14 protein-coding genes are annotated in these 19,055 nt (G+C 29.5%); all 14 read right to left on the reverse strand.

All coding sequences use genetic code 11. The features are described 5' to 3' along the window. Positions 1 to 172: 172 nt before the first annotated feature. Positions 173 to 3,724, reverse strand: a complete 3,552-nt coding sequence (locus tag Q6H37_RS27880; protein WP_412523893.1) for a DNA polymerase III subunit alpha — start codon at positions 3,722 to 3,724, stop codon at positions 173 to 175. Between the two features lie 203 nt (positions 3,725 to 3,927). Beyond that, positions 3,928 to 5,325, reverse strand: a complete 1,398-nt coding sequence (locus Q6H37_RS27885) for a gluconate:H+ symporter (RefSeq protein ID WP_318738221.1) — start codon at positions 5,323 to 5,325, stop codon at positions 3,928 to 3,930. A 34-nt stretch (positions 5,326 to 5,359) separates the two neighbouring features. After that, the gene (locus Q6H37_RS27890) at positions 5,360 to 6,676 is read right to left on the reverse strand and encodes a four-carbon acid sugar kinase family protein (RefSeq protein WP_318738222.1); all 1,317 of its coding nucleotides are present in this window, start codon (positions 6,674 to 6,676) and stop codon (positions 5,360 to 5,362) included. A 367-nt stretch (positions 6,677 to 7,043) separates the two neighbouring features. Then, entirely contained in the window at positions 7,044 to 8,060 is a 1,017-nt protein-coding gene (pdxA, locus tag Q6H37_RS27895) for a 4-hydroxythreonine-4-phosphate dehydrogenase PdxA (protein WP_318738224.1), read from the reverse strand. A gap of 94 nt (positions 8,061 to 8,154) precedes the next feature. After that, entirely contained in the window at positions 8,155 to 8,916 is a 762-nt protein-coding gene (locus Q6H37_RS27900) for a DeoR/GlpR family DNA-binding transcription regulator (protein ID WP_318738225.1), read from the reverse strand. Between the two features lie 371 nt (positions 8,917 to 9,287). Further along, positions 9,288 to 9,578: a Dabb family protein gene (locus tag Q6H37_RS27905; protein ID WP_318738227.1), complete on the reverse strand. Its 291-nt coding sequence runs from the start codon at positions 9,576 to 9,578 to the stop codon at positions 9,288 to 9,290. A gap of 40 nt (positions 9,579 to 9,618) precedes the next feature. Further along, positions 9,619 to 10,920, reverse strand: a complete 1,302-nt coding sequence (locus tag Q6H37_RS27910; RefSeq protein WP_318738228.1) for a DRTGG domain-containing protein — start codon at positions 10,918 to 10,920, stop codon at positions 9,619 to 9,621. A 9-nt stretch (positions 10,921 to 10,929) separates the two neighbouring features. Further along, a complete protein-coding gene (gene whiA / locus Q6H37_RS27915; protein ID WP_318738230.1) occupies positions 10,930 to 11,883 on the reverse strand; it encodes a DNA-binding protein WhiA in 954 nt (317 codons plus the stop codon). 10 nt (positions 11,884 to 11,893) lie between these two features. Continuing rightward, a complete protein-coding gene (locus tag Q6H37_RS27920; RefSeq protein WP_007059259.1) occupies positions 11,894 to 13,228 on the reverse strand; it encodes a gluconeogenesis factor YvcK family protein in 1,335 nt (444 codons plus the stop codon). Further along, positions 13,225 to 14,109: an RNase adapter RapZ gene (rapZ, locus tag Q6H37_RS27925; RefSeq protein WP_318738233.1), complete on the reverse strand. Its 885-nt coding sequence runs from the start codon at positions 14,107 to 14,109 to the stop codon at positions 13,225 to 13,227. Before rapZ ends, Q6H37_RS27920 begins: the two co-directional genes overlap by 4 nt. A gap of 173 nt (positions 14,110 to 14,282) precedes the next feature. Further along, positions 14,283 to 15,200 carry a UDP-N-acetylmuramate dehydrogenase gene (gene murB / locus Q6H37_RS27930; protein WP_318738234.1) on the reverse strand — a complete coding sequence of 306 codons (918 nt, stop codon included), beginning with the start codon at positions 15,198 to 15,200 and terminating at the stop codon, positions 14,283 to 14,285. A 107-nt stretch (positions 15,201 to 15,307) separates the two neighbouring features. Further along, positions 15,308 to 17,176 (reverse strand): excinuclease ABC subunit UvrC, encoded by a 1,869-nt coding sequence (gene uvrC, locus Q6H37_RS27935; RefSeq protein ID WP_318738236.1) that lies wholly within the window; start codon positions 17,174 to 17,176, stop codon positions 15,308 to 15,310. Positions 17,177 to 17,222: 46 nt separating this feature from the next. Continuing rightward, on the reverse strand, positions 17,223 to 17,831 hold the full coding sequence (locus Q6H37_RS27940) for a metal-dependent hydrolase (protein WP_318738238.1): 609 nt from the start codon (positions 17,829 to 17,831) through the stop codon (positions 17,223 to 17,225). Between the two features lie 318 nt (positions 17,832 to 18,149). Further along, positions 18,150 to 19,046 carry an OB-fold nucleic acid binding domain-containing protein gene (locus tag Q6H37_RS27945; RefSeq protein ID WP_318743186.1) on the reverse strand — a complete coding sequence of 299 codons (897 nt, stop codon included), beginning with the start codon at positions 19,044 to 19,046 and terminating at the stop codon, positions 18,150 to 18,152. Positions 19,047 to 19,055: the final 9 nt, after the last annotated feature.

Below are 19,055 nucleotides of genomic sequence, written 5' to 3' on the forward strand. Positions count from 1 at the left end.
AACACATAATCATGTCAGCTTCAGTATTCTATAATAATAATTTTAATCGAAATCCATAAAATATTCAATAATTTCTATAAAATATAATACATTTTTTTAATATATATAGAGAGGTATATTACTCTTCCTCTCTATATATTTTGTTTATTATAAAAAAATATACTTAATAATTTTAAATTACTTTAACATTTTTATCTCCAAACATTTTCCTAAGATTAGATAATAGTTCTATATCATTATTTATCCATAAATCCTTATCCAATCTAAATTTCTTTCTTTCTTTTTTAGTACAAAAATATACAGGTACATTTCCTTTAAAATCTAAAAACAAAGATTTAGTTTCATGAATGACATTTTTTAAACTACTTTCATCTTCTATTTGTATATATAACTTTTCACCATTTTCCTTTATTACAGGTTCTAGGCTTTCACATAATATTTTAGGCTGTTCCTCTTCTCTTACACTCACTCTTCCCTTTACTATTACTATGCTATCTTCATCTACTAAAGTTCTATATTTTTGAAATACTTTTGGGAATATTATAATTTCTATTACTCCATATAAATCTTCTAATTTTATAAAAGCCATCATATCATTGTTTCTAGTTACTTTTTTTGTTACTGAATTTATAATACCACCTATAATTACTTTATCTCCATCTTTTAGTTTAGACTGCTGCCCAACTGTTCCATCTTCTAGAGATTCATCCCCAGTTATGTCCGATATTTTAGCACTGGTTTGCAGCGATAAACTTTTTTCATATTCTTCTAAAGGATGTCCTGATAAATAAAGCCCTGTCATTTCTTTTTCCATAGCTAAAATATGCCTTTTTTCAAATTCCTTTATTTCAGGATACTCTATATTAACTTCTATCTTTTTAAAATCTGTAAAAAGACTCAATTGCCCATCTATATTTTTTTTTCTAGAATTACTTACTCCATCCAATACCTTTTCATAGACTGCAAGCAATTTTGATCTATATACCTTAAAACAATCAAAGGCTCCTGCTTTTATAAGACTTTCTACTACCCTTTTATTTATACATGAAACATCTATCTTATTACAGAAATCAACTAAGTTTGAAAATATACCTTTACGTTCCCTTGATTTTACTATACTATCTATTACATTTTCTCCTACATTTTTAATAGCAGAAAGTCCAAATCTTATTTTATCTTCCTTAACTGTAAACTTAGCATAGCTTTCATTTATATTTGGAGTTAAAACTTGAATTCCTATTTCATCCGCAAATCTAGTATAGTATGAAACCTTTTCATTATCACCCTTTACACTGTTTAACATAGCAGCAATATATTCAGTTGGATAATAATGTATCATGTAAGCTGTTTGGAATGCCACTACTGCGTAAGAAGCAGCATGACTTTTATTAAATGCATAACTTGCAAAATCCATCATGGAATCAAATATCTTATCAGCAGCATCTTCGGATATTCCATTCTTTATGCATCCTGGAACCTTTTCTACTCCTTCTTCATCTACTATACCATATATGAAATTATGTCTTTCCTCTTCCATTACATGATGTTTCTTCTTAGACATAGCACGTCTTACTAAGTCACTTCTACCCATAGAGTATCCAGCAAGCTTTCTAACTATCTCCATAACCTGCTCCTGATATACCATACATCCATAGGTTACACCTAATATTGATTCTAATTCAGGTGTTAAATACTCAATACCTTCAGGATTATTTTTATTACTAATATATTTAGGTATTTCTGCCATAGGCCCTGGTCTATAAAGACTGATTCCTGCTATAATATCCTCTAAAGAATCCGGTCTTAATTCTTTCATGAAAGATGTCATTCCTGCAGATTCTAACTGAAATATGCCTACAGTTTTACCTTCTCCTATCATCTTGTATACATTTTTATCATCGTAATCTATTTTATCTAAGTCTACGTTTATCCCTTTATTATCCTTAACCATGTTTACTGCATCTCTAAGCACTGTTAGAGTTCTTAATCCTAAAAAGTCCATCTTTAAGAGTCCCAACTCTTCTAGTGTTCCCATGGTAAATTGAGTTACTATATTATCTTCATTTTTTTGCATAGGCACATAGTTAACTAAAGGCTGAGATGCTATAACTACACCTGCTGCATGAGTAGAAGTATGTCTTGGAAGTCCTTCTAAAGCCCTAGCTATATCTATTAATGCTTTTGTTCTCTCCTCATTTTCATAGGCTTCTTCCAATTCAGAATTTAACTCTAATGCTTTATCAATGGTTATGGCTTTACCTGGTGCTGCAGGCACCATTTTTGCTATTCTGTCCACTTCAGCATAAGGATAATTCATAGCTCTTCCAACATCTCTTATACACGCTCTAGCAGCCATAGTTCCAAAGGTTATAATTTGAGATACACTATTCTCTCCATATTTCCTTACAACATAGTCTATTACCTCTCCACGTCTTTCATAGCAAAAATCTGAATCTATATCTGGCATAGATACACGTTCAGGATTTAAAAACCTTTCAAACAATAAGCTGTATTTAATAGGATCTATTTTAGTTATTCCCAATGTATATGCAATTATAGATCCTGCTGCGGATCCTCTTCCTGGACCTGTCATTATTCCATTTTCCACAGAAAAATTAATAAAATCCCATACTATTAGGAAATAATCTACATATCCCATCTGCTTTATGATAGAAAGCTCATATTCTAGTCTTTCTACAAGTTTTTTAGCTTCATCATTGCTATCTGCTAATTCATTCACGCTTTCTATGCTAAATGGGACTTCCTTTAACTGTTCAAATTCTTCATATCTTTGTATTAATCCTTTGTAACATAGATCTCTTAAATATTCATAAGGCTCTACATGTTCTGGCAATGGAAATTTAGGAAGCTTAGATTTATGAAATTCATAATCAAAATTACACTGCTCAGCTATTTTTACTGTATTTTCTAAAGCTTCAGGCACCCTAGAAAATATCTTGTACATTTCTTCTGGTGATTTTAAATAAAATTCATCTGATGGATATCTCATTCTATTTTCTTCATCTACAACTTTTCCTGTCTGGATGCACAACAAAACATCATGAGCTTTATAATCTTCTTTTTTTATATAATGTACATCATTTGTAGCAACCAAGGGTATATCCAATTCTTTAGACATTTTTATTAGTTCTTCATTAACCTTTTCTTGTTCCTCCATGCCGTGATATTGAAGTTCAAGATAAAAGCCATCTTTAAATATATCTTTATATAAAAGAGCTATTTCCTTTGCTTTGCTCAAATTGCCTTTTAAAATATAAGATTGAATTTCTCCTCCTAAGCAAGCGCTTAGTGATATCAATCCTTCACTGTGGTTCTTTAAATAATCATGATCGGTTCTAGGCTTATAATAAAATCCTTCTACAGAAGCCTTAGAAACTATTTTCATAAGATTTTTATATCCTGTTTCATTTTTTACAAGCAGCACAAGATGATAATTTTCATTTTCTTTATCATTCTGCTTTATGTGCATAGACTTTCCTGCAACATATACTTCACAACCTATTATAGGTTTTATGCCTTGTTCTTTAGCCTCTTTATAAAAATCAACACACCCATACATCACTCCATGATCTGTTATAGCTATACTCTTCATTCCAAGCTCTTTAGCCTTACTTATAAGTTCTGGAATTTTAGCTGAAGAATCTAGCAGAGAATATCCTGTATGCTGATGCAAACTTACCCACTCATATGTCTTCTCTTCCACTACCCTCACCTTCTTTCTTTTTATCATCTTAATTATCGTCAACTAACAACTAAATTATATCATTATATGAGAAAGCATAAAATAAATTCTATATTAAAATTTTTAGTAATTGTTTAAACTACAACCAATATATATATAATGCTAATAAAAAACAAGAAAGTACCTTTAATTAACTTAAAGATACTTTCTTAACTATTTAATGTTTATCCAAAGAAGAAATTTAAAATTAGTAAAGCAATTAATCCTACAAAACATGCAATAGTAGATGTAATAGACCATACTTTCATTTGTTCTTTTACATCACTTATTCCTATTGATTCATTAATAACCCAAAAATAAGAATCATTAAAATATGAAAATATCATTGAACCGACGCAGGCAGCTAAAGCTGCAAAAACAGGATCTATATGTAGTGTTGTAATCATTGGAGCAGTTACTGAAGCAGAAGTCATCATAGCTACAGAACCTGACCCTTGTACTATTCTTAATAAACAAGAAATAAGAAACGGTAACAAAATTGGAGGTATGCTTGTCTTTGCAATACCTGTTGCAATATATGATCCAACTCCACTATTTTGTATAATCATTCCTAGTGCACCACCACCACCAACTAACAATAACAACTTACCACTAGCCTTAAGACCTTCCTCCATTGCATTTAACGTTTCAGTTTTAGAAAGATCTTTAGTAAGTCCTATAATAGCAATTAGCAAACCTATCGATAGTGCAATTATTGGAGCACCAGTAAAGTTAAATAATGAAGCTAAAACATTATTTTTAAAATTTAATGATTTCAAAATAGTATTTAATAATATTAACAATATAGGAATTAAAATTGGAGCAAAAGCCCTAAAAGGTGATGGTAATGATTTATCATCTTCTTTAACGCCTTCAACAGCAATTTTCTTTTCTAATGGATTTTTAGATAAAGTTTGTATACTATCAGGTCTAATCCATCCATCTTCATTTTCATTAGGCAATTGATATATTTTTTTTCCTAAATATTTTCCATAAGGAATTAATGCACATAAAATTGGAATAGCTATGATAGTACCAAACATCATAAATCTTCCAACATTTACATTTAAAATTCCAGCAACACCTATTGGACCAGCAGCAGGAGGAACTAAAGTGTGACTCATTAATAAACCGCCTGCTAAAGCTACTCCTAAAGAAACTACAGACTTTCCAGTTTTTTTAGATAATCCTTTAACTAATGGAGCTAAAATGATAAATCCAGATGTACAGAAAATAGATAATGATGTGACAAAACCTGAAGCTGCTAAAGCATATTCTTCTTTTTTATGACCAAACAGCTTAATAAATGTATTAGCCATTACTTCTGTTGATCTGGATGTTTCCAAAAGTTTTCCTAGCATAACACCAAAACCAATAATAATACCAATACTACTTAAGGAATTACCAAAACCTTTAGTGATTGAATCAATAAGTTTTTGTTGTTCCATTCCACCTATAACTCCTATAGTAACAGCACAAATAATTACTCCCAAAAACACATGCACTTTTGTTTTAGTTATTAAAAATACTAGTAACACTATACCAATAATTAGTCCTAATATCATTTGCATTCCTGAACTCATTTTTTTCCCCTCTCTCTTTTAAACTTTATTATTACTAGTTCCCACTACTATACTCACTGGATATTTTGGTTTGTAAATAATTAACACATACTGCTAATGTATCTTTTGTTCCTACCAGTCCACCTTTAGTTATAATTGGTTTACCATCAAAAACCCCTCCTATTACCCTTGAATAAATAGCTAGTGGAATAACTTCATCCTTTACATCTATTCCATCAGCTTCAATTTTAGTGCAAAAATCTTCCGTAACATCACCACCAGAAGTATAAACACCTCCGATTTTATTTCCTATTTTTGTAATTACGCCATAAACTATTGAAGCAATGGCATCTGTTATTAAATTAGCACAGTCTTTCTTACCTAAATTATACTTATCTTTTATTTCTGAAAAATCTAATACATCATTTTCTTCTGTAGTAGTTGTAACAACTAAAAGATTATAATTACTCTCTTTAGCAACAATCTCATCTATAACTCTATTAACTTCTTTATCCTTTTTTTGTTTATCTAAAAAATCAATTGTATTTGTTTTTACAATTAAAGGATTATATTTTACTCTTAAATAGTTAATTTGTTCTCTTGTCAAATTACTTGCGCTGCCAATACCACATAATACTTTTTCTCTAGTTTTTAATTTTTCATCTTTTTTATAAAGCATATTTACTGCAGCTGCAGTAAAGGAACCTGGATCAACGGCTACAAATTTTAGTTTGCTTTCAACACAAGCCTTAGCAATTTGATTAATATCATTAATTGTAGAAGCATCAATAACAATAATTCTGTTATCATTTTTTACTTTTTCTAAAACTTCATCTTTTATCACCTCTGAACCTTTTAAAACTTTATCTAAAGATACATATCCAACATTGTATTTACTTTGTTTTTTAACAATTTCTGTTACTTTAGAAGTTTTAACAGGTGCAGTCGGATCCTTAGCTACTTCTGTTTTTTCAAGAGGTACACCATTAACTAATAAAAAATCACCTATACTTACACGTCCTGAATTAGGGAAGGAAGCAACTACAATAGCTATAGTATCATTACCTAATGTTTCAATAATGCTATCAATTTCTGCCCCAACATTTCCTCTTAAAGTCGAATCAATTCTCTTACTAAAAAATAAATCTTGTTTATTTTCGAATAGATTAGCAGCATTTTTTACTCTCTCATAGGCATCAGAATGTGATATTCCCCTACTATTAGTAGTAATGCATAAAACATCAAAATTTTTAAACTTGTCTACATCTGAAGTTTTTAGTAAAGTTCCAACTTTTAAACCATTTTGTGCTAATACTGCACCTGTATCATTAGCTCCTGTTAAATCATCTGCAATAATTACTGTTTTTAACATATAAGTCTCTCCTTTTCCATATTACTCATTGTATTTTAAAATCATTGTTAAAAATTAAACGGTTACATCAAATTTTTAATAAATGCCTTTTAGCTCATCTGGTACCTTATATAAATTTTTATACCATCATTTTGCCTCAAGACACTTACATTTAAGAAAATAACCAAATCATGTTTGCAGTTATACTTTATGTGTGATAAACTATTTATGATAAATTATTAACACCTATTTTGATAGCCTCTTTTTGTTTAATAGATTTGATTTGCGGAACCTTTTCTATGTTAACAAATTGAGGTTTTCGTTTGCTACTAAGACTTTTACACACCCATAGAGTAAAATATGAATCTTGCTTTTTATAAATTTAGATTTACTTGCTTTCATCATTTTCTACTAAAAATCGTGGTCCATATTTAGCAGCAAGAAGGATAGCTTCTATCATACTAACATCACTTACTTTACCTGTTCCAGCTATATCAAAAGCTGTTCCATGGTCTACAGAAGTACGTAAAAATGGCATATTATTAGTTAATGAAATTGTTCTTTCGAAATCTACCATTTTTGTAGCAATATGACCCTGATCATGATAAAGAGAAAGAACTGCATCATATTTTCCATTTAATGCTTGATAAAAAACTGAGTCAGCACCAATTGGTCCATTAATATCCATTCCTTTTTCACGCAAACTTTCAACAGCTGGAAAAATATATTTAACTTCTTCATCACCAAAAAGTCCATGTTCACCAGAATGAGGATTAAGTCCTGCAATAGCCATTCGAGGTTTTTCAATTCCTAGTACCTTTAACGCTTGTTCACAACGAGCGGCAAACTTTTCAATTCCTTCTTTTGTAATTGCATCACAAGCCTTTCTTAAAGAAAGATGTCTGCTATAAAAAAATGCTCTTAATCCTCTTACTTCAAACATAGTTAATGGATCTTTAATATTAGTTAATTTCTCTAAAACTTCAGTATGTCCTATATAAGGTACACCTGCTGCTTTAAAGGATTCTTTATTTAATGGTGTTGTTGCAATAGCAGTTACTTCTTTATTTAGTGCCAATTTTATTGCATATGAAAGATAATCAAAAGCAGCTTGTCCACATTGTGCTTGAACTTTTCCATATTCTAAAGATGATATATCAATATTGTCTAAATTAATAAAGTCTATAGTTCCTTGAACATATTTACCTTCATTAGAATTAGAAACAGCATTTAATTTTAATGTACTATTGACTATTCCCAATGTTTTATTCAAAACACTATAGTCTCCTATTACTAGTGGCCTACACACGTCATAAATTTCTTTAGATTTTAATGCTTTAACAACAATTTCTGGTCCAACTCCTGCAGGATCTCCCAGAGTAATTGCAATAATAGGTTTACTCATTTTTATCTCCTCTTTCTAAATTGTATTTTGTATATTTATATTAACTAATCATTATAGTAAATAATTAGTTTAATATAGTCTGTAAATGTAAAAATTAAACAAATACACAATTGTCAATATTAAATTTATCAAAATCATTAATTAACTTTTCTGATTGTTTATCAACAATAATACCTGTTAACTTATTAAATTCAGATACCTTTACCATACTTTTTTTCCCATACTTATCACTAGTGGCCAATAAAAATGATCTTTCACTAACATTCATAAAAGTATGTTTTAAATACATTTTTTCTACACTAGTTGTCATAAAACTATTTTTTATGCCAAAAGCATCACATCCTAAAAAGCAAGCATCTGCATTATACTTTTCAACAACCTTACATGTTTCAACTCCTATGCACTCTTTTGCTTTCATGGATACTCTTCCACCAATCAATATAACTTCTATATTAGGAAAATTACTTAAAAAAAGGCCAATTTTCAAATCGCTAGTAATAACCTTTAAATCTTCAATATTTTTTATGCTCTTAGCCATTTCCATTAATGTTGTTCCAGCATCTAGTATAATTGTTGTATTCGGTTTCACAAATTCGGCAGCTTTTTTTCCTACTAAATACTTCTCATCAATCATATATTTTTCTTTTTCCAAGTAACTTTGTTCCCTAATTACTGGACTTTTAATCATCGCTCCTCCAAAAGTCCTATCTATAAAACCTTGCGCTTCTAAAAAAGATAGGTCCTTTCTTATTGTAACTTCGGAAACATTTAATTTTTTTGATAACTCTAGTACAGTTACATTTCCATTTTTTAAAATATAGTCATAAATTTTTTCTCTTCTTTCTAATGCAAACATAATTGCCTCCATATAAATATTAAATTTGCAAAACCATTTGAAAGCAATTTAATAATATCATACCTTTCAAATGTTTTCAATATATTTCATTTAGTTTTTTTTACGATTATTTTGAAAAATGCAAACAAACTTAAATAATATAATTGATATTACATAGTTTGAACAATTATTTTACTAAAGTCTGTAAACTTACATATTGTTAAAATCATTATTTTAAATTATTGTAGCTAAATTTTCATTTTAATATGTACATTGTTAATAGGATATGTTAAAAAATTTAAAAGAGCTATTTTTATGGATTATTCCTTTAATGCTAAACGCATTTAATACTTGGAATACATCATAAAAAATAGCTCTTTATAATAGATTTTTTACTCTTCAAAATCTATAGCTGCTGATGATTCTAACATTGGCTTTAATTTTGCCAATACTTGATTTACATGGAATGGACATACCTGATATTCATCCATTTCTTCATGAGAATTAAACTTTGTAATAATTCCAACATCAAATGATCTAGCTGAATGTACTACATCTTTTCCAACAGTTAATTCTTTTAACTGAGGTATTTGTCCTTCCATGGCTCTTAAAATATTTGCAGCCCTTTCTACATTCTCTGGACTTTTGTCCTTTAACTTAAAAAATACTATGTGCGTAAACATTAATACATTCCCCCTCGTTTATTTAGTGATTATTTTTTATTTATCTTCTTAATATCTTTGCAGATAAAAATGTTTTAGCTATAAGCTCTCTTTTATTATCAAACATATCTATTTGTACTTTGCAAAAATTTCTTCCTGTGTCTATTATATCCGTATATATATGTATTTTGCTGTCCATTTGCACAGGTTTCATAAAATAAGTATTTATACTATCAACTAAAACATTAACATTGTTTTTTTGTCTTAATGTCATAATACCCATGGTTGATACTAGCATATTTAATGAACTCCAAGAAGCAGTTCCTATAGGATCTAACATTTCAGGAGTTATCTTCCCTGAAAAATATGCTTTATCATTGTCAAATTTAAACTCAAAATTCTTAAGTACCAAATCCTCCAATGTTTCTGCTGCCTGTGGCTGTCTATCCATAAATTGAAGAGCCTTAATAACATCCCTTCTTGTTATTACACCAATTAAAGTTTTTCCTTTGACTACTGGAAACATTTCTATACCTTCCCAAGCCATTATATGTGCCGCATATGCTACTGTAGTCTTGGGAGTAACTGTTATAGGTTCTCTATGCATTATTTTGCCTACAAGCTCGCAATCATCATTATTAGACAACTCCTTAAGCGTAACTACACCTGTAAGTTTTCCTTCTTCATCCACTACAGGATATCTTTGATGTTTAGTTTCCATCATAATTTTTTTCCATTCTCCTACAGTGTTACTACACCTAAGAAAGTATGGACTAGTTTCCATAATGTCTTCAACTAAAACTATATCCTTTTTTATAAGATTTTCAGATATAGCCTTGTTAATCATACTGGCAACAGTAAATGTATCATAAGTAGTGGATATTATAGGAAGACATCTTTCATTAGCTAATTTTTTAATTTCATCACTACATGTAAATCCTCCTGTTATAAGGACTCCACATTGATTCATTAAAGCTAATTTTTGAGCTTCTTCTCTATTTCCAACTATAAGAAGACAATCTGCTATTAAATATTTTTCCATAGCATCAATAGTCATGGCACCTATAACAAACCTATGAAGAGTCTTATATACACCGTCTTTTCCTCCAAGCAGCGTTCCATCAACAATATTTATTACTTCACCATATGTTAACATTTCAATATTTTTTTTCTCTACTTTTTCTATCCTTACAGTTCCAACTCTAGGTATAGTAGTAACTATACCTAAAGCATCAGAATCTTTTATTGCTCTATATGCAGTTCCATCACTAACACCTAAATCATTAGCTATACTTCTAACAGAAATCTTTGTTCCAACTTCAAGTGAAAGTATATACTTTATTATATCTTCATGCTTTGACACGGTCCCAGCCTACCTTCCTTCTCTTCTAACTTCCTCTGCTATTTTTTCTATTCTTCTAAGTCTATGGTTAACTCCTGATTTTCCTACTGGTGGATTTAACATTTCTCCTAATTCTTTTAAAGATTCATCAGGGTAATTCAATCTAAGTTCTGCAATTTCCCGTAAATTTTTAGGAAGCCTAGTAAGACCAATCTCTTTTTGAATAATCTTTATACTTTCAACCTGCCTTACAGCCGCATTAACTGTTTTACTCAAATTAGCGGTTTCACAATTTACTAGCCTGTTTACATTATTCCTCATTTCCTTCATTATTCTTACATTCTCTAACTCCAGAAGGGAGGAATGAGCACTTATTATATTTAGCAAATCTACTATTTGTTCCCCTTCTTTAATGTAAACTATAAAACTGCTTTTTCTTTGTATTACTTTTGAATTTAATCCATATTGATTTATAAGGGAACTTAAATCATCAGCATATTCATTATCGTGAGTAACAAATTCCAAATGATATGTTTTTTCAGGATTACTCACGCTTCCTCCCCCTAGAAAAGCTCCTCTTATATATGCTCTTTTGCAATTTTCATCTTCTAATATATCTTCAGGTATACTATAATCTAATGCAAATATATTTTCTCTTTCTTTTAGTAATCCTACTTCTTTTAAAAGGCTTTTTACACCCATTTCTTCTGTAATTAAAATCATATACACATTATTTTTTTTTAACGAATTACTTTTCTTAACCATTATTTTTGTATGAATACCAAAATGATCTTTTAATAGTTTAAATACAAACCTTGCAATAGCAGGATTCTCTGTAGTAACTTTGAAACTAAATTGTTTATTTCCACCAAGTAATAGCGTACCACTAACCTTCATTATTGCAGATAATTCAGCTATTGCTTGTGCTTTACTCATTTCTACATATCTACAAACTTCATTTTTTACTTTCAATGAAAATGACATTTTTATTCTCCTATTTATTCTTATTTTGCTTTAATCTTTCTGATAAATAGAAATACTCAATAATTTTTCTTCTATCATATAGAAGTTTTTTCTCCATAATAGTTTCTATCAATATTGAAGCAAGTTTTTCAGAGTTGTGTCTTATAAGTCCATTTTTAATTCTTATAAAATCACCCTCTATAACATTTACATTAAGTCTTTTTAATTCCTCAATGTTATCTATTTTAACTAGATGTGAAGTCTCTTCTTTATATTTATCTTCCAATTCATCGTCTATCCTGCCTATATTTATAACAACATAATCTACTATTTCCCCACCTGCATGCTTAAATATAGCCTTTATATGATCTTCAACACCAAAGCCATCTGTTTCTCCTCGCTGCGTCATTATATTTGATACATACAACTTTATAGCATTAGTTTTTTTAACAGCTTCAGCTATATCTTTAACTAGAAGATTTGGAATAACACTAGTATAAAGACTTCCTGGCCCAAGTATTATTGCATCCGCTTCCATTATAGCATCTATAGCTTCTTTAAGTGGTTTTGCATTTTTAGGTTCTATAAATATTTTATCAATAGATGTATTTTGCTTTATAGCTTCATTAGGAATATTAGACTCCCCTGCTACAATAGTTCCATTTTTCAATTTTGCTTTTAATATTACGTTATCTAAAGTAACTGGCATAACCTTTCCTGTTACAGCAAGAACAGAGCTCATCTTATGAACAGCTTCTTCAAAATTGCTAGATATTCCATCCATAGCTGCCAAAAATAAGTTACCAAAGCTCTGATTTTTTAATCTTCCATCTTTGAATCTATACTGAAGTAAATCTTCCATTAATGGCTCAGTATCTGCCAATGCAAGAATACAGTTTCTTATGTCACCTGGGGGAAGCATTCCAAGATCTTCTCTTAAATCTCCAGATCCTCCTCCATCATCTGCTACTGTAACTATAGCCGTTATGTTAGAAGTATAATATTTTAAACCCCTAAGCATAGTAGATAAACCTGTTCCTCCACCTATAACTACAATTTTAGGTCCTTTTACTAATAACCTTTTTTCATATATAAGATTTTCAAGTTTTCTAGAATCTATGGATACATTCAAATACCCCTTATTTATTAATGCAATTACTGAGCGCATTCCCTGCATTATAGATACATATAAAACAAATACACCTGATGCAATTAAAAATAAATAAAAGGATATATAATACATACTGTAAAGCCTTCTATTTACAAATTCCAGTACGCCAAATACAATAAATAATATTCCCATACTTCCAAGCATAACCCATCTTTTAACCTTTATGCCTGGCCTAAGCCAATCTACTATTTTCATAGCTTTTTACCACCTTTGTTAACATCTTCTTCTATATCTCTATGATCTATGTTAACTTTGTGTCCATCCTTTTTTAATTTTTCATAAATAGAATTAGCGATAGTCACAGATCTATGTCGTCCACCCGTACATCCAATAGATACTATTAGTTGTCTTTTACCTTCCTTTAAATAATTGGGAATTAAGAACTCAAGCATATCTTCTAATTTATCTATGAAATTTTGAGTTTCTTTAAAATTCATAACATAATCACTAACCGGCTTATCATTACCAGAGTATTTCTTTAACTCTGGTATATAATATGGGTTTGGCAGAAATCTTACATCAAACACCAAATCAGAATCTACAGGTATACCATATTTAAAGCCAAATGAAAGCACTGTTATCATAAGCTGAGTTTCCAATTGACCTTTTTCTGCATATATCTCTGTAATTTTTTCTCTAAGTTCTCTTGTAGCGAGATTTGAAGTATCTATAATGTTATCAGCTCTATCCTTTACTTCTCTTAATCTGTTTCTTTCCATTGATATTCCATTTAATATTCTTCCATCAGGAGCTAAAGGATGTTTTCTTCTTGATTCTTTAAACCTTTTTATGAGTACTTCATCGGAAGCATCTAAAAATAAAATCTCATATTTATATCCTTGCTCTTTTAGACATTTTAAACTTTGAAATAAATCATCAAAAAACTTTCCGCCTCTTATATCTATAACTAAAGCTATTCTATCTATTTTACCATCAGTCTGGTAGCAAGCTTCTGCAAATTTAGGTATCAATGTAGGTGGAAGATTATCTACACAAAAATATCCTAAATCTTCTAAATTCCTTATAGCTTGAGTTTTACCTGCACCTGACAGTCCTGTTACTATAACAAATCTCATAGCTAAACCTCCAATAAGTAGTAAATTATATAAGTTAAATTTAACCATTACATAAGTGAATTTTTTCTTTATAATTATAACACAACAGTTTTAAAGAAGGAATAGAATATAAAATGGAGAATTTAACATAGATTTTACTGTTAAATTCCCCATTTTTAAAACTAAATTACCTTTTATTGTTCCTCGCCTAATATTCTAACTTCAGTTAGAAGTTCCACATCAAATTTTTCTTTAACTTTTTCTTGAACAATAGATATCAAATCCAAAATGTCCTTTGCTGTAGCATTTCCCTTGTTTATTATAAATCCAGAATGCTTTTTAGATACTTCTGCATCACCAACACTTACACCCTTTAATCCACTATCCTCTATAAGTTTTGCAGCGAAATAACCTTCTGGTCTTTTAAATGTACTACCTGCTGAAGCATATTCTAATGGTTGCTTTTCACTTCTTCTTCTATTTAGATCATCTATTCTACCCTTTATTTTACTGCAATCCCCTTTATCTAGCTTAAGAGTTACTTCAAGTACTGTATATCCATACTTTAATATAGAACTTCTTCTATATCCAAGTTCTAAAGCTTCTTTATCTAACTCTTTTATGTTTCCGTCTTTGTCTATAATTTTAGCACTTTCTATTACATTTACAATTTCACCATTATATGCACCAGCATTCATGGCAGCTGCTCCACCAATACTTCCTGGGATGCCACATGCAAATTCAAAACCTGTTAAACAATTTTCCATTGCAGTGTCTGACAATTCTTTTAAAGTTACACCACTTTCAGCAATTATCCTGTCGCCTTCTACTCTTACTGCATCTAACTTGCAAAGCTTAATAACTACGCCTCTTATTCCACCATCTTTTACTAATAAATTTGATCCATTACCTACTATATAATATGGTATTTTTTCTTCCTTACAAAAGCCTATAACATCTACAACCTGTTTGAAATTTTCAGGAGTAACAAGTATATCTACTGGTCCTCCTACTTTAAACGATGTATGATTTTTCATAGGTTCATCTATTTCTATATCTCTTGGATCTAATATTTTAGCTAAATTTGTACTAAAGTTTTTAAATTTATTCATTACATATTCTCCTTGAAAATTAAAATTATGTATCATATTTAGTATAATGTATGTATTATGCTTAATCAAGATTTATCTGATTAAGCTTATAATTTTCTTTAAACATCTTAATTGTCATTACCCCTAAAGTATTCTATTATACTTTCTGCTGCCTTTCTATCAATAGAAGGTACCTTTATAAGTTCTTCATATTTTGCAACTTTTATATTTTCTATACTTCCAAAACTTTTTAAAAGTTCCTTTCTTCTTTTTTCACCCACATTGGGTATATCCTCCAATATTGAATGCAAAATTCTTTTATTTCTTAAGCTCCTATGATATGTTATTGCAAACCTATGGACTTCATCTTGTATTCTAGTAACAAGCTTCATAACATTGGAATGTGAATCTATCAAAATTTCTTCATTATTGTATATAATTCCTCTTGTATTATGCTTATCATCTTTAACCATTCCACACACAGGTATATCTATCTCAAATTTTTTTAATACTTCAAGTGCTATATTAACTTGACCTTTTCCTCCATCCATAAGGATTAAATCAGGGAATACACAAAACTTTCCTGCACTTAATTCTAATTTTGTTTTTTGTATTTTTTCTATTTCATCCAAGCCATGCTGAAATCTTCTGGTTAAAATTTCACGCATGCTTTCATAATCATTAGCACCCTTTACTGTATTTATCTTAAACCTTCTATAATCACTATTTTTAGGTCTTCCTTCTTCAAAAACTACCATAGTGCCTACCGAATCTACACCTTGAATGTTTGATATATCATAAGCTTCTATTCTATGAGCAATATCCTCTAATCTTAATATACTAGATAAATCTTTTAATGATTCATCATACAGCTTTCTATCCTGAATAAATTTCAATTTAAAATTCTCTAAAGTCATTTTTGCATTCTTTTGTACTAAATTTAAGGTATCCTTCTTACTTCCTTTTTGAGGTATTTTCACATTTACTTTAGATCCTCTTTTTATTGCTAACCACTGTTCCAATAATATTTGATCTTCTACTTCAGGAACATACATTGTTTTAGGTATATATGCAGTTCCTCCATAAAATCCTTTTATAAAATCAGCAACTATCTCTTCATTATTGGTACCTTCTGTATTTTCTATTATAAAATGCTCTCTTCCTGTTATTTTCCCATTCCTTAGGAAAAACACTTGAATACAGCTGTCCTTTTCATCACTATAAACATTAATAAAATCTTCATCTTCAAAATTTCCTGTTATTATTTTTTGTTTTTCTGTAATTTTTCTAACAGCCATAATTTTATCCCTTAATGCTGCTGCCTTTTCAAATTCCAAGTTTTCTGAAGCTTCTTCCATATCACTTGTTAATGAATTTATTATAACTTTATCTTTACCAGATAACAATTCTATAATATTCCCCACCATTTTATTATATTCATTTTTAGTTATATGTCCACCACAAGGTGCTTTACATAATCCAATATGATAATTTAAACAAGGTCTTATCTTTTCACTACTCTCTTTTATCAATTTTCTACAAGTTCTAATAGGGAATATCTTCTTTAAAAGTTCTATGGTTTCATAGACTGCAGAAGAATCTGTATATGGCCCAAAGTACTTTCCACCATCTTTAGCCAAAATTCTAGTTACAAATATTCTTGGAAAGTCTTCATTAGTCGTAATTTTTATAAAAGGATAATGCTTGTCATCTTTTAATAATATATTATACCTTGGTGTATACTTTTTTATTAGGTTGCACTCTAAAATTAAAGCTTCCATTTCAGAATCTGTAACTATATATTCAAATTCAGCAATATTTTTTACCATTGCCTTTACTTTTTCAGAATGGTTTCGTGAATTTTGAAAATACTGTTTTACTCTATTCTTTAAAACTTTTGCTTTACCAACATATATTATTTCACCTAAGCTATTTTTCATTAAATACACACCTGGTTTATCTGGTAAAACCTTTAAATGGTATTCAAAATCAAACACATAATCACTCCTAAAATAGTTAAATATTACCTGATTTTTACAAAGGTCACTTCATAAAAATTTGTGGAAGTTTATATATTATAAATATAAGTCCAAATATCATAAGTAATTCTTCTATAGAATTACCCATTTTAGAATTAGTTTTATAAGTAATGGGTAACTTTACTTTTTTGTTTCTAAAAGGATATAAAAGTGGTACTCCTCTATTAGTTGCCATATCACATAACAAATGCATACCATAACCTATCATAAAATAGTAAACAAGATAATGTATGTTGTACATATTTCCTATATAACCTGCTATAAAAGAAAATATAATCATACCTGATAAACTATGAGTTAATCCATTTCTGTGAGATGACATAGCTATTACCATAAAGGAAACTCCTAATGCCTTGAATACAGGTTGCTTTGTATATAAATAATCATACCATAAAATTATTATACCCAAACACATATACAAAGTAACTTTTGTTGCTTTATTTTTAAATGGTAATATATATTTATTTATTATACTTTTAGGATGGTCTATATCCGGCAAAACTGATGCCAAAATAACTACCATCATACCAATATAGTTAAATTTTCCTGGTAAACTGTTATAAACTGATAAAAAAGTAACTACCCCAAGACCAGCATGAGTTTTCCCCTTCATATTTTCTCCCCTTATACCATAAAAGCAAATTTTTATATATTTTTATGGTATTTAAATAACCCCATTATTGACTATATTATATCATTAAAACAGTGATAATTTTACTTTTTACAACAAAATTTCCCGGGAAAATATGAAATTGAAGATTCATGTAGAACTCCGCTATTTGCGCACAAAAAACTTACCTTTAAGATAAATTTTTACACAATACTTTTTTGATAAATTTAAAGCTTATTTTGCGTTAGCAAAATAAGCTTCAAAAACTAACCTTCATTGTCCTCTGTCAAATGTCCTCTGAAAAGTTGTATCTCAATGTACTTATATTTTATTTTCTATAGCATTTACAATTTGGCTATCTACTATATCTGCTATATTTAAAAGTATATCTTCTACCCCTTTAGGTTCAAACTTTCCAAACTCACCATGATGTGAAAGTATAGAATAACATATATCATCTAACTCTTCTTCCGAAAGAACATTTCCTACTTCTTTATTTATTTCTGATACATACGCTGCACCCATTACTATATGATCTAATTTTATAGGTTTCCTTTTTATTACACCATTATATTGATATTCCTTTATTTTCATAACATCATGTATTACAGCTTTTAGTATAAGTCTATCCTTATTTATTACTTTACTTGCATCCATATAAAAAGGATTATCTATATAATTATTAAGCACACTTTCCATAGTCTTCATAACACCTACAGTGTGTATAAAAAGTCCGCCTCTTTTGTTACCATGAAATTTTTCCGCTGCAACACAATTCAAAAATGCATTCCATCTTTCCTCGTTGTATCCCATGGCTCCAGTAGCAGCTACAGCTATCTTTTTATATTTATCTTCTAATTTATTTATAGTTTTAATAAAGTATTCAATAAGTTCCTTAGGTACATCATAAAATGGCACAAAATCTGAATAATTTACATCTTCTTGAAGCACTTGTATTACAGGATTTTTTATTTGCATATTACCATTAAAACTTCCTGCAAATCCTTTTACATGTACAATGCTTCCTTCCTCCATTGAATTGTTTAACCTATCATAATGGTCCCATACTGGAAATGATATTGATCCTGTATTATCTTGCATTATCATGATTATATAAGGGCTTCCGTCCTTCTTATATCCTGTTCTTTTGTCATTTACCATTCCTAAAACTTCAATGGCATCTCCATTATTTGATTTAGCAATATCTTCAATTTTCAACACTAGGCA

It is taken from the genome of Clostridium sp. JS66, assembly GCF_033561535.1.
GTDB lineage: Bacteria > Bacillota > Clostridia > Clostridiales > Clostridiaceae > Clostridium_AM > Clostridium_AM carboxidivorans.

What these genes read in the sequence shown, in the direction of transcription:
- Q6H37_RS27920 (WP_007059259.1), bottom strand. Translation starts at nt 13,228, where the DNA reads ATGAAAATAGTAGATTGGCTTAGGCCAGGCATAAAGGTTAAAAGATGG.
- Q6H37_RS27905 (WP_318738227.1), bottom strand. Translation starts at nt 9,578, where the DNA reads ATGTTTACGCACATAGTATTTTTTAAGTTAAAGGACAAAAGTCCAGAG.
- Q6H37_RS27885 (WP_318738221.1), bottom strand. Translation starts at nt 5,325, where the DNA reads ATGAGTTCAGGAATGCAAATGATATTAGGACTAATTATTGGTATAGTG.
- Q6H37_RS27940 (WP_318738238.1), bottom strand. Translation starts at nt 17,831, where the DNA reads ATGAAGGGGAAAACTCATGCTGGTCTTGGGGTAGTTACTTTTTTATCA.
- whiA (WP_318738230.1), bottom strand. Translation starts at nt 11,883, where the DNA reads ATGTCATTTTCATTGAAAGTAAAAAATGAAGTTTGTAGATATGTAGAA.
- rapZ (WP_318738233.1), bottom strand. Translation starts at nt 14,109, where the DNA reads ATGAGATTTGTTATAGTAACAGGACTGTCAGGTGCAGGTAAAACTCAA.
- Q6H37_RS27890 (WP_318738222.1), bottom strand. Translation starts at nt 6,676, where the DNA reads ATGTTAAAAACAGTAATTATTGCAGATGATTTAACAGGAGCTAATGAT.
- pdxA (WP_318738224.1), bottom strand. Translation starts at nt 8,060, where the DNA reads ATGAGTAAACCTATTATTGCAATTACTCTGGGAGATCCTGCAGGAGTT.
- Q6H37_RS27900 (WP_318738225.1), bottom strand. Translation starts at nt 8,916, where the DNA reads ATGTTTGCATTAGAAAGAAGAGAAAAAATTTATGACTATATTTTAAAA.
- murB (WP_318738234.1), bottom strand. Translation starts at nt 15,200, where the DNA reads ATGAATAAATTTAAAAACTTTAGTACAAATTTAGCTAAAATATTAGAT.